We start from the raw sequence: 12,226 nt of genomic DNA on the forward strand, positions 1-12,226 counted from the left end.
GGCCAGCATGGCGAGCGGGGCGTGGAGGAGGGTGGTATCCATGTATCGTGCGCGGGCCGGATTTTCCCCGCCCGCTCCAGCCCTCCCGTTACCCGCGCAGATCAAACCTGCGCGCTGACCTCCCCGCGACTCAGCAATGCCTCGATCGCCCCGCTCAAACTCGCGGCCTTGTCCCCCACCAGCAAATGCCAGACGCCACCGTCCAACTGGCTGACACCCAGACAGCCGAGCGCTTTGAGCTGCGCATCGGACAACACCTTGGCATCGGCCAGTTGCAGGCGAATGCGGGTCATGGCGATGCAATCGAGTTGCAGCACATTGTCGCGACCGCCCAGTGCATCCAGCCATTGCTGCGCCTCGTTGCGGGTAAGCGCAACGCTCTTCGGCTCATCGGTAATGACTGCGGTTTCCACCAACGCTGTTCGGCCCAGCGCAGGCATGGCCAAGCGAATTTCATCGGCAATGCTGTCAGCCAACGGCCCGACCACGACCTGCAAGCTGCCGCCCTTGCCCGGGCGCACCACCGCCATCGCGCCCAACGCTTTCAGCTCGGCGTCCGAGGCCTTGTTGCGATCGACCATCTCCAGGCGCAGTCGGGTCGTGCAGGCGCCGACGGTGAGCAGATTCTCGGCGCCGCCCAAGGCTTTGATATACGCACTGGCGCGTTCGGTTTCCGAGAGCACGGCTTTTTCGGCGCTGGCGACGTCTTCGCGCCCCGGCGTCTTCAGGTTGAAACGACGGATACAGAAGTCGAAAACCAGGTAATAAATGACCGCGTAAGCCAGCCCGACCGGCACCACCAGCCAGCCATTGGTCGACTTGCCCCAGCCGAGAATCATGTCGATGAAGCCACCGGAAAAGGTGAAGCCCAGATGAATGTTCAGGCCGTTGGTGATCGCCATCGACAGCCCGGTCAGCAGCGCGTGCAGGAGGAACAGCAGCGGCGCGAGAAACATGAAGGCAAATTCGATCGGCTCGGTCACACCGGTGAGAAACGAGGTCAGCGCCATCGACAGGAAGATCCCGCCCATCACCTTGCGCCGCTCCGGCAGTGCGTTGCGGTACATCGCCAGGCAGGCGGCGGGCAGGCCGAAGACCATCATCGGGAACATGCCGGTCATGAACTGGCCGCCCTTCGGATCGCCGGCAAAATATCGCGACAGATCGCCGGTCACCAAGGCGCCCGTGGTCGGGTCGGTGAAGTTGCCGAAGACGAACCACGCCATGTTGTTGAGGATGTGGTGCAGGCCGGTGACGATCAGCAGGCGGTTGAACACGCCGAAGACGAAGGCGCCGATGCTGCCGCTTTCCATCATCAGCGCGCCGAACGCGTTGATGCCCTGCTGGATCGGCGGCCAGATATAGCCGAACAGCACGCCCAGACCCACCGCCGCGAACCCGGTGACGATCGGCACAAAACGCCGGCCACCGAAGAACGCCAGATACTCCGGCAGCTTGATGTCCTTGAAGCGGTTGTACAGCGCACCGGCCATCAGGCCGCTGACGATCCCGGCGAGCATGCCCATGTTGATGGTCGAATCGAGCACCTTGAGCGTGGAGATCATCACCAGATAACCGATCACCCCGGCGAGGCCGGCGGTGCCGTTGTTGTCCTTGGCGAAACCGACGGCGATGCCGATGGCAAAGATCATCGCCAGGTTGGCGAAGATCACTTGCCCGGCATCGTGAATGATCGCGATGTTCAACAGGTCCGTGTCGCCCAAACGCAGCAGCAGGCCGGCAATCGGCAGGATCGCGATCGGCAGCATCAGCGCGCGGCCCAGGCGTTGCAGGCCTTCGATGAAGAGTTGGTACATGGCGTTTGTCCTTTTTGTTTTTGTTAGCGCAGAGGCCAATGTTGATGACAGGCGTGGCGAACGGCAGCGGCGCTGGCCAGCTTGAGCAGGTCGCGGCTCAGGCGCTGACATTCGGCTTCATGCAGCTGACGCACGCGGTCCTTGATTTCACCGATCTGCACCGGGCTCACCGACAGTTCGGTGACGCCGAGGCCGATCAACACCGGCGTCGCCAGCGGGTCGGAGGCGAGGGCGCCGCAGACACCGACCCAGCGCTTGTGCACCGCCGCGCCTTCGCAGGTCATGGCGATCAGGCGCAGCAACGCCGGATGCAGGGCATCGACCCGTGCCGCCAGCCCGGCGTGGTCGCGGTCCATGGCCAGGGTGTATTGCGACAGATCGTTGGTGCCGATCGAGAGAAAGTCGGCGTGTTCGGCCAGTTGTTCGGCTTGCAGCGCGGCGGCGGGGACTTCGATCATCACGCCGATTTCCGGGCGCTCGGTAATGCCCAGCTCAAGGCGCAAGGCATCGACGCGCTGGCGGATGTGCAGCAGTTCGTCGACCTCGGTGACCATCGGCAACAGAATCCGGCAACGCGACAACGGCTTGACCTGCAGCAGCGCGCGCAGTTGCTGATCGAGAATGTCCGGGCGCGCCTGGGCCAGCCGAATGCCGCGCAGACCGAGCACCGGGTTGGCTTCGGCCGGCAGTGGCAGATAGTCGAGTTGCTTGTCGCCACCGACGTCGATGGTGCGGATGATCACTGACTTGTCGCCCATGGCATCGATCACCGCTTGATAGGCGCTGCGCTGTTCTTCAACGTCCGGTGCCGTCTGGCGATCGACGAAGAGAAACTCGGTGCGCAACAGGCCGACGCCATCCGCACCGTTGGCAAAAGCGTCCGCCGCTTCGTTGCTTGAGGCGACATTGGCGACCACTTCGATGTGCACGCCATTGCGGGTTTCAGCGGGCAAATGGGCCTTGGCCTGTTGGCTGTCGCGGCGCTGCTGGCGCTGGATTTGTGCCTGTTGCACTTCGCTCAGGCGCTCGGCGTTTGGGGTCAATTCGAGGCGCCCGCCATCAGCGTCGAGCACCACGGCCTGATCTTGCGGCTGCTCAAGCAATTGCGCGCCCAAAGCGACGATGCACGGCAGACCTTTGCCGCGCGCCAGAATCGCTACGTGCGAGGTCGCGCCACCCTCGGCCATGCACAACCCGGCGACGCCTTGCGCGCTGAGTTGCAGCAGATCCGATGGCGTCAGTTCGTGGGCGGCAACAATGGCGCCGGCCGGCACCTGGTATTGCCAGGCCTGGCCAAGCAGGGCACGCAGCACGCGTTGCTTGAGGTCGCGCAAATCGTTGGCCCGTTCGGCCAGCAGCGGACTGCCGGTGCCTTGGAGCATGTCGCACTGCGTGTCGATCGACTGACTCCAGGCGTGCGTCGCAGCGGTGCCTTGCGCGATGAATTGCTGCGCGGCGTCGAGCAGGGCCGGGTCTTCGAGCAGCGCCATGTGTGCGGCGAAGATCGCTTCTTCGTCGGCGTTCTTGTGCTTTTTCGCCTGGGCGAGGGTGGCGGCGATTTCGCTGCGCACCGCGTTCAATGCCGTTTCAAGTGTCTGCTGCTGTTGCTCTGGATCGTGTTGGCCCGCATCCGCCGGCAAGGTGATCGCGTTCAGGCGAAACAACGGCCCGGCGACCAGCCCTGGCGCGGCGCAAACACCATGCAACACCCCAGCCTCGGCCGGGCGTTTCAGCGCCGCAGTGGAGGTCGGCGCTTGCCCGTGATCATCGTCCGGCAGCGCCGTGGCCAATGCGCTGAGCAGAGCTTGCAATGCGGCATCGGCGTCCGGCCCCTGACAACTGACCTGCACTTCATCCTGCTCACCAATCGCCAGCCCCATCAAACCGATCAGACTGTTGCACGGCGCCGATTTACCGTTGAAGTGCAGCTGTGAATGGCTGCTGAAACCCTGGGCGGTCTGGCGGATCAGCGCAGCCGGGCGCGCATGCAAGCCGCCGCGATGAGCGACCCGCGCCTGGCCACGAACCTCAGGCCCTCCGCTTGTATCGGCATTCGCCGCGACAACATTGCGCGCAATGATGTGCAGCAACGGCTCGCCGACTTTCACCGCTTTGAGGGTGATCGGCCGCACCTGAAAATCCGCGCTGTTGGTCAGGATCAACAGGCTGACCAGGCTTTTGCAGTGCTGGCCGACCTTGTCCAGGTCATAGCGCAGCAGCGGCTGACCAAGGCTGACGCGATCGCTTTCCTTGACCAGCATGGCGAAACCTTCGCCGTTCAATTCAACGGTGTCGAGGCCCAGGTGCAGGAGGATTTCCGCACCGTTGTCGGCACGCACGGTCACCGCGTGGCTGCTGCGCGCGACGTGGATGACCACGCCGGCGCAGGGCGAATACAGCGTGTCGTTGAGCGGGTCGATGGCGATGCCGTCGCCCATCGCGCCACTGGCGAACACTGCGTCCGGGACGTTGGCGAGCGTCAGCACCGGGCCGCTGAGCGGGGCGCTGAGGGTCAGCTCTTTATTGTTGTCGGGCATGGCTGGGTCTCATCAGATGTGCAGTCAGTCGGACTTAATGCGTGCGGGTCACTTTGCTCAAATGGCGCGGCTGATCCGGGTCCATGCCCCGCGCCACGGCCAGGCCTGCGGCCATCACGTAAAAGCTCTGGATCGCCAGAATCGGGTCGAGGGCCGGGTGTTCGGCGCGGGTCAAGGTCAGGTCGCGTTCGTTGACGTCATCTGGCGCGGCGAGCAAGACCCGGGCGCCGCGCTGGCGCATTTCCGCCGCCAGGCTCAGCAGGCCGGCCTGCTCGGCACCGCGCGGGGCGAAAACCAGCAGCGGATAGTGTTCGTCGATCAGTGCCATCGGCCCATGACGGACTTCGGCACTGCTGAACGCTTCGGCCTGAATCGCCGAGGTTTCCTTGAACTTCAGCGCCGCTTCCTGGGCAATCGCGAAACCGGCGCCACGGCCGATCACCATCAGGCGCTCGCAATCGCGCAGGGCTTCGATGGCCACGCTCCAGTCCTGTTTCGCCGCTTCGCGCAGGCCTTCTGGCAGCGCATCGTGGGCTTGCAGCAATTCGCTGTCCTCTTTCCAGTGCGCGATCAAACGCGCGCTGGCGCTGAGAGTGGCGATAAAGCTTTTGGTCGCGGCGACGCTGCTTTCAGTCCCGGCAAGCAGCGGCAGGCTGAATTCACACGCTGCCTCCAGTGGCGAGTCGGCAGCGTTAACCATCGACACGCTCAGCGCGCCACGCTTGCGCAACAGGCGCAGGCTGTTGACCAGATCCGGGCTCTGTCCCGACTGCGAAAACGCGAACGCGACCTGACCGCTGACTTTCAGCGGCGCCTGCTGCATGGTCACCACCGACATCGGCAACGAGGCCACCGGCACGCCCAGTTGCTGCATGGTCAGGTAGGCGAAGTAGCTCGCCGCGTGGTCGGAGCTGCCACGGGCGACGGTCATCGCCACTTGCGGCGGCTGCCGGCGCAGGCGCCCGGCGATCTCGATCATCGGTGCGTCGAGCTGTTGCAGTTGGGCTTGCACGGCCTCGAACGAGGACAGCGCCTCCTCAAGCATTTTTGAAGTCAATGTCTTCTCCTTCGACCATGACGGCGGTCAGTGTGAGTGAGCGATCGAGCCGCACGCAGTCGGCCCAGGCGCCGGGGGCAAGGCGCCCGCGTTCGGTGATGCCGAGATAGTCGGCGGGAAATTGCGACAGACGCTGCGAGGCTTCGGCGATCGGCAGACCGATCTTCACCAGATTGCGCAGGGCCTGATCCATGGTCAGGGTGCTGCCGGCCAGCGTGCCGTCGGGCAGACGCACGCCGCCCAGGCATTTGGTCACGGTGTGGCTGCCAAGCTTGTATTCACCGTCGGGCATGCCGGCGGCGGCGGTCGAATCGGTGACGCAATACAGGCACGGGATCGAACGCAGGGCCACGCGGATGGCGCCGGGATGCACGTGCAGCAGATCGGGAATCAGCTCGGCGTATTTGGCGTGGGCCAGTGCTGCGCCGACGATGCCCGGCTCGCGGTGATGCAGCGGGCTCATGGCGTTGTAGAGGTGGGTGAAACTGCTGGCACCGGCAGCCAGCGCAGCGACGCCTTCCTCGTAGCTGCCGAGGGTGTGCCCGATCTGCATGCGGATGCCACGGCTGCTCAGCTCGCGAATCAATGCATCGTGACCGGCGATTTCCGGGGCAATGGTGATGACGCGGATCGGCGCCAGCGCCAGATATTCTTCAACTTCGGCCATCAACGCGGTGTGGGCGAAGTTCGGTTGAGCGCCGAGTTTTCCCGGGTTGATGTACGGGCCTTCAAGGTGCACGCCGAGAACACGCGCGGCGCCTTTCGGACGCTGTTCGCAGAATTGTCCTACCTCTTTCAGGACATTTGAGATCTCCGCACTCGGCGCAGTCATGGTCGTGGCCAACAGCGAAGTGGTGCCGAAACGCACGTGGGTTTTGCTGATGGTTTCGAAGGCTTCGGCGCCTTCCATGATGTCTTTGCCACCGCCGCCATGCACATGCAGGTCGATGAAACCCGGCAGCAGATAGGGCAGATCGTTAGTGGCCGGGTCGCAGGGCACGCCTTCGATCGACACGACCTTGCCGTGTTCGTGAATCAGCCGGCCGCGAACCCAGCCGCTGGCGGTGAGGATGTTGTCTTCGGACATTTTCGTTCTCGCTTGGGGCCGCGCTCAGCGGCGCAGCTCTGCCACAAAGTCGTAGTAGTCGTTGCGGCAATAGGTGTCGGTGACTTCGATCGGCGTGTTGTCTTCCAGATAGCCGACCCGGGTCATCAGCAGCATGGCGGTGCCGGGGGCGATGCCGACCAGCGCGGCGAATTCGTCCGAGGCGTTGATTGCCTGGATGTGCTGAAGGGCGCGGACGATCGGTTTGCCGATGCCGTCGAGGTATTCGTAAAGCGAATCGCCCACCGCTTGCGGCCTGGGCATGATCGACGCGGGCAGGGTACTCATTTCGATCGCCATGACCGTGTCATCGGCTTTGCGCAGGCGCTTCATGCGCGCCACCTTGTCATTCGGCGACAGGCCGAGGCGGATCAATTCTTCGTGGGTCGGCAGGGTGATCTCCCGCTCCAGCCATTTCGAGCTCGGCACGAAACCTTTCAGGCGCAGCATTTCGCTGAAGCCGGACAGACGCGACAGCGGTTGTTCCAGGCGTGGGGTGATGAACGTGCCCGAGCCTTGCAGGCGGCGGATCAGGCCTTGCTCGAGCAAAACTTCCAAAGCCTTGCGTGCGGTGACCCGGGAGATGCCGAGCTGGTCGCTGAGGTTGCGCTCGGACGGCATCGCCTGTTCGGCCTTCCACTGCCCGGCATGAATCGCCGCTTCCAGATTGCGCGCCAGTTGCAAGTACAGCGGCGTCGGCTGGGAGTCATCGGGACGTAGGGTTTGAAGGTCGTTCATGTAGGTCGTTTCCGTCGCGAGTATAGGATTGTTGTGGCTCGCTTGTGCGACGGAAGCTAATACCACTTGAATACCATGTCAACGCGATGAAATGGCGTCTGACCCAATGGATTGGCGGGTTTCAGGGGGCAGTGTTTAAAGTGGTATTAGTGATGGCCTATAAAAAGCAAAAGATCGCAGCCTGCGACAGCTTCTACAGTTGAGAGTGGTATCACCCCTGTAGGCGCTGTCGCAGGCTGCGATCTTTTGAATTATTTTTTTTGCGGGTGACCAGCGGTCGAGGTTACGGACGAATCTCGATCATCGTGCCGTCCGGTACCAGATTCCACACTTCACGCATGTCGACGTTGCGCATGGCGATGCAGCCGTCGGTCCAGTCGAGGGTGTGGAACAACTGCTCAGGGTTGTCTGCCGAATCCGGAGTGCCGTGGATCATGATCATCCCGCCGGGCTCGACGCCTTCACGACGCGCGCGGGCGGCATCGCTGATGTTCGGGTAGGAAATGTGCATCGACAGGTTGAATTTGTCGCTGGTCTTGCGCCAGTCGATCCAATAGAAACCTTCGGGTGTGCGTTTGTCACCCTCGATCAGTTTCGGGCCTTTCTTCGCGCCCTTGCCCAAGGAGATGCGATAGGTCTTCAGCGGCTTGCCGTCGGCAATCAACTGCAATTGGTGGGCCGATTTCAGTACCAGGACTTTTTCGATCAATGGAGTGTTCGAGGGCGTCACGGTGGTCACGAATGACGCTTGCGAAACGCTGACGAACGACAGGCACAACAGGGCAAGCAACCAACGCATTGAAACGATTCCCCAAGAATGACGCAGAAACATAGTGATAGATGCAGGTGTGGTTATCGGCAGGGTGCCGCGAAGCTCAAGTGATCGCCGGCTGCACCAGTGGCGGAATCGACTCCGAACGCACCGGATAAACCTCGCTGCGCCGATCGGCAAAGAAGCATTCCAGCGTGCGCCCGACCGTGCGGAAAGCCAGCTCGTCCCAGGGAATGTCGGCTTCTTCGAACAGCTGCACTTCAAGGCTTTCCGGCCCGGCCGCATACTGCAGATCGGCCAGTTCGGCGCGGAAGAACACATGCACCTGGCTGATGTGCGGCACGTCGATCAGCGTGTAGATGCTCAGGTTGCGCACCCGGGCGCAGGCTTCTTCGGCGGTTTCGCGGATGGCGGCCTGCTCGATGGTCTCGCCGTTTTCCATGAAGCCGGCAGGTAGCGTCCAGTAACCGAGACGCGGCTCGATGGCGCGGCGGCAGAGCAGCACTTTCGTCCCCCAGGTCGGCACGCACCCGGCGACGATATTGGGGTTCTGGTAGTGAATGGTCTGACAGCTGTCGCAGACAAATCGCAGCCGCGAGTCGCCTTCGGGAATGCGCTGGGTGACCGGGTTACCGCAGTGGCTGCAAAATTTCATGCTCGGGTTCCTGAATGCTGCGCCTATCTTGGCGTGCAGCGGGGCCGGTCGGCAAGTTGTCGTTTCGCGACACGACGGGTTTCGGGGGCTTGGGCGCTCGCTTTGATTGGTGCATGATGCGGAGCAAGGCACCGATCGAGAACACTCATGCTGGACGAGCTACTGCATAGGGTAAGCAACCACACACCGCGCACGCTGGAGACCGACGCACGTTTCCCCGAAGCCGCCGTGCTGGTGCCGATCACCCGCAGTGACGAACCGGAACTGGTCCTGACCCTGCGCGCCAGCGGGCTTTCGACCCATGGCGGCGAGGTCGCCTTCCCCGGAGGGCGACGCGACCCGGAAGATCCGGACCTCATATTCACCGCGCTGCGCGAAGCCGAGGAAGAGATCGGCCTGCCACCGGGTCTGGTCGAAGTCATCGGCCCGCTGAGTCCGCTGATCTCCCTGCACGGCATCAAGGTAACGCCGTATGTCGGCGTGATTCCCGACTTTGTCGAATACCAGCCCAATGATGCCGAGATCGCCGCCGTCTTCAGCGTGCCGCTGGAATTCTTCCGCAAGGACCCGCGTGAGCATACCCATCGCATCGATTATCAGGGCCGCAGTTGGTACGTGCCGAGCTATCGCTTCGGCGAGTACAAGATCTGGGGCCTGACGGCGATCATGATCGTCGAGTTGATCAACCTGCTCTATGACGCCAAAATCAGCCTGCACCGACCGCCGAAAAGCTTTATCGATACCTGAGCCGTCGTTCGAACGGCCGTGAGCCCCGAGGAAAACAAAATGAAATACCGCCTGGGCGACGCCCGTGTCGAAACCCATCCACAGAGCTGGGTCGCGCCCAATGCCGTGCTGGTGGGCAAGGTCCGCCTGGAAGAGGGCGCCAACGTCTGGTTCAACGCTGTGTTGCGCGGCGACAACGAACTGATCCTCATCGGCAAGAACAGCAACGTGCAGGATGGCACGGTGATGCACACCGATATGGGCTATCCACTGACCATCGGTACCGGCGTGACCATCGGCCACAACGCCATGCTCCACGGCTGCACGGTCGGCGATTACAGCCTGATCGGTATCAACGCGGTGATTCTCAACGGCGCGAAGATCGGCAAGAACTGCATCATCGGCGCCAATTCGCTGATCGGCGAAGGCAAGGAAATTCCCGACGGTTCGCTGGTGATGGGCTCGCCGGGCAAGGTCGTGCGTGAACTGACCGAGGCGCAAAAGAAGATGCTCGAAGCCAGCGCCGCGCACTATGTGCATAACTCGCAGCGTTACGCCCGCGATCTGGTCGAGCAGGAACAATGACGACTGTTGAACGACCAGTCGCCTCGCCTTGCGTGAATATCTGCGCGCTGGATGAAGATGACGTTTGTACCGGGTGCCAGCGCACGGTCGCAGAGATCACCCGCTGGGGCCGCATGAGCAATGACGAGCGCCGGGTGGTGCTGGGGTTGTGTCATGAACGGGCGAAGGCGAGTGGATTGGTCTGGATGATTCCCGCGAAGTCAGGCGTCTGAACCACCGCTTTCGCGAGCAGGCTCGCTCCCACCTTGAAAATCCATTCCACTGTGGGAGCGAGCCTGCTCGCGAAGACGTCGGTCCTGTCACCGCACCTATTGGCGCAATACCAGCGCTCAAGTAACCTGTGCGCCACATTTACAGGCCGCCCCCCATGATCTTCCTCATCGCCTACATCAGCAGCGTCGTGCTGATCAACTTCGCCTTTTCCACCGCACCGCACCTGGACATCATCTGGTCGGCCTGGGGCGGGCTGGTGTTTGTGCTGCGCGACATGGTGCAAACGCGCTTCGGTCATGGCGCGATCGTGGCTATGCTGGCGGCGCTGGTGCTCTCCTACATCACGTCCGACCCATCCATCGCGCTGGCCAGCGCCACGGCGTTCGCGGTCTCCGAGTGCATCGACTGGCTGGTGTTCAGCATCACCAAGCGGCCGTTGCGTGATCGACTGTGGATCAGTTCGGCTCTGAGCATTCCGCTGGATACCTTCATCTTCTTCGGCATGATTGACGCCTTGACGCCGCCGGTGATCATCACCGCGCTGGCCTCCAAGTTTGCCGGCGTCACCGCCGTCTGGCTGATCATGGCCTGGCGTGATCGCAAACAGGCTGTCGCCAGCTGAAGCCAAACCCTCGGGTTCATGTAAAATGCCGCGCTTTCTCCCCATGGAAAGCGCACCTGCGTGGCTTTCCTCGATGATCCGCTTCCTTTGAGGACCTGAGATGACCCGTATCGGAACTCCATTGTCGCCAACCGCGACCCGCGTATTGCTGTGTGGCTGTGGTGAGTTGGGCAAGGAAGTGGTAATCGAACTGCAGCGCCTGGGCGTTGAAGTGATTGCCGTCGACCGCTACGCCAACGCGCCGGCCATGCAAGTCGCCCATCGCAGCCACGTGATCAACATGCTCGACGGCGCTGCTCTGCGTGCAGTGATCGAAGCCGAGAAGCCGCACTTCATTGTGCCGGAAATCGAAGCCATCGCTACCGCCACGCTGGTCGAGCTGGAAGCCGAAGGCTTCACCGTGATTCCGACCGCGCGTGCGGCGCAGCTGACAATGAACCGCGAAGGCATCCGTCGTCTGGCTGCCGAAGAGCTGGATCTGCCGACCTCGCCGTACCACTTTGCCGACACCTTCGAGGACTACAGCAAAGCCGTTCAGGACCTGGGTTTCCCTTGCGTGGTCAAGCCAGTGATGAGTTCGTCAGGCAAGGGCCAAAGCCTGCTGCGCAGCGCCGATGATGTGCAGAAGGCCTGGGATTACGCGCAAGAGGGCGGTCGCGCCGGCAAAGGTCGGGTGATCATCGAAGGCTTCATCGACTTTGACTACGAAATCACCCTGCTGACCGTGCGCCACATTGGCGGCACCACGTTCTGCGCACCGGTCGGCCACCGTCAGGAGAAAGGCGACTATCAGGAATCCTGGCAGCCGCAGGCCATGAGCCCGATTGCTCTGGCTGAATCCGAGCGCGTTGCCAAAGCAGTCACTGAAGCACTGGGTGGCCGTGGTCTGTTCGGCGTCGAGCTGTTCATCAAAGGTGATCAGGTGTGGTTCAGCGAAGTCTCGCCACGGCCGCATGACACCGGTCTGGTCACGCTGATTTCTCAGGACCTGTCGCAATTCGCCCTGCATGCCCGCGCCATTCTCGGTCTGCCGGTACCGCTGATCCGTCAGTTCGGCCCGTCGGCGTCGGCAGTGATTCTGGTTGAAGGCCAGTCGACCCAGACTGCATTCGCCAACCTGGGCGCTGCGCTGAGCGAGCCGGACACCGCGCTGCGTCTGTTCGGCAAGCCGGAAGTGAACGGTCAGCGCCGCATGGGCGTGGCGCTGGCGCGTGATGAGTCGATCGAGGCCGCACGTGCCAAGGCGACCCGTGCGTCGCAGGCGGTTGTTGTCGAGCTGTAAACCGGGTCGCGGCAGCTATTCGCGAGCAGGCTCGCTCCCACATGGGACTGGGTGAACACAGAATCTGTGACCAATCCCAAAACCCTGTGGGAGCGGGCTTGCCCGCGATAGCGATCT

The 12,226-nt window shown here is 62.6% G+C and carries 12 protein-coding genes; 5 read left to right on the forward strand and 7 right to left on the reverse strand.

What is annotated here, in order from left to right; translation table 11 throughout:
• Window positions 1-101: 101 nt before the first annotated feature.
• The 7 genes from nagE to AAEZ10_RS17915 form a co-directional block, all read right to left on the reverse strand.
• Entirely contained in the window at window positions 102-1,817 is a 1,716-nt protein-coding gene (nagE, locus tag AAEZ10_RS17885) for an N-acetylglucosamine-specific PTS transporter subunit IIBC (RefSeq protein ID WP_130930003.1), read from the reverse strand.
• Window positions 1,818-1,840: 23 nt separating this feature from the next.
• Window positions 1,841-4,354, reverse strand: coding sequence for a phosphoenolpyruvate--protein phosphotransferase (gene ptsP, locus AAEZ10_RS17890; protein WP_350570322.1), 2,514 nt, complete (start codon window positions 4,352-4,354; stop codon window positions 1,841-1,843).
• A 34-nt stretch (window positions 4,355-4,388) separates the two neighbouring features.
• A complete protein-coding gene (locus tag AAEZ10_RS17895; RefSeq protein ID WP_095180442.1) occupies window positions 4,389-5,411 on the reverse strand; it encodes an SIS domain-containing protein in 1,023 nt (340 codons plus the stop codon).
• Entirely contained in the window at window positions 5,392-6,498 is a 1,107-nt protein-coding gene (nagA, locus tag AAEZ10_RS17900; protein ID WP_071174482.1) for an N-acetylglucosamine-6-phosphate deacetylase, read from the reverse strand. Before nagA ends, AAEZ10_RS17895 begins: the two co-directional genes overlap by 20 nt.
• Window positions 6,499-6,522: 24 nt before the next feature.
• A complete protein-coding gene (locus AAEZ10_RS17905; RefSeq protein WP_016771550.1) occupies window positions 6,523-7,254 on the reverse strand; it encodes a GntR family transcriptional regulator in 732 nt (243 codons plus the stop codon).
• Between the two features lie 283 nt (window positions 7,255-7,537).
• Window positions 7,538-8,053: a L,D-transpeptidase family protein gene (locus AAEZ10_RS17910; RefSeq protein WP_024011712.1), complete on the reverse strand. Its 516-nt coding sequence runs from the start codon at window positions 8,051-8,053 to the stop codon at window positions 7,538-7,540.
• 76 nt (window positions 8,054-8,129) lie between these two features.
• Window positions 8,130-8,681: an NUDIX hydrolase gene (locus AAEZ10_RS17915; RefSeq protein ID WP_016771548.1), complete on the reverse strand. Its 552-nt coding sequence runs from the start codon at window positions 8,679-8,681 to the stop codon at window positions 8,130-8,132.
• Between the two features lie 147 nt (window positions 8,682-8,828).
• On the opposite strand from AAEZ10_RS17915, the gene AAEZ10_RS17920 reads away from it, so the two are divergent.
• From AAEZ10_RS17920 to purT, 5 genes are all read left to right on the forward strand, one after another.
• Window positions 8,829-9,428, forward strand: a complete 600-nt coding sequence (locus AAEZ10_RS17920) for a CoA pyrophosphatase (RefSeq protein WP_016771547.1) — start codon at window positions 8,829-8,831, stop codon at window positions 9,426-9,428.
• A 39-nt stretch (window positions 9,429-9,467) separates the two neighbouring features.
• Window positions 9,468-9,992: a gamma carbonic anhydrase family protein gene (locus tag AAEZ10_RS17925; RefSeq protein ID WP_016771546.1), complete on the forward strand. Its 525-nt coding sequence runs from the start codon at window positions 9,468-9,470 to the stop codon at window positions 9,990-9,992.
• The gene (locus AAEZ10_RS17930) at window positions 9,989-10,204 is read left to right on the forward strand and encodes a DUF1289 domain-containing protein (protein WP_071174484.1); all 216 of its coding nucleotides are present in this window, start codon (window positions 9,989-9,991) and stop codon (window positions 10,202-10,204) included. Before AAEZ10_RS17925 ends, AAEZ10_RS17930 begins: the two co-directional genes overlap by 4 nt.
• A 155-nt stretch (window positions 10,205-10,359) precedes the next feature.
• Complete coding sequence (locus AAEZ10_RS17935; RefSeq protein ID WP_016771544.1) at window positions 10,360-10,827, forward strand: VUT family protein; 468 nt, start codon at window positions 10,360-10,362, stop codon at window positions 10,825-10,827.
• Window positions 10,828-10,927: 100 nt separating this feature from the next.
• A complete protein-coding gene (gene purT, locus AAEZ10_RS17940; RefSeq protein ID WP_024011715.1) occupies window positions 10,928-12,109 on the forward strand; it encodes a formate-dependent phosphoribosylglycinamide formyltransferase in 1,182 nt (393 codons plus the stop codon).
• Window positions 12,110-12,226 lie beyond the last annotated feature (117 nt).

This window comes from Pseudomonas sp. H26/SER47-MNA-CIBAN-0231 (genome assembly GCF_040310465.1).
GTDB classification, from domain to species: Bacteria; Pseudomonadota; Gammaproteobacteria; order Pseudomonadales; family Pseudomonadaceae; genus Aquipseudomonas; species Aquipseudomonas atacamensis.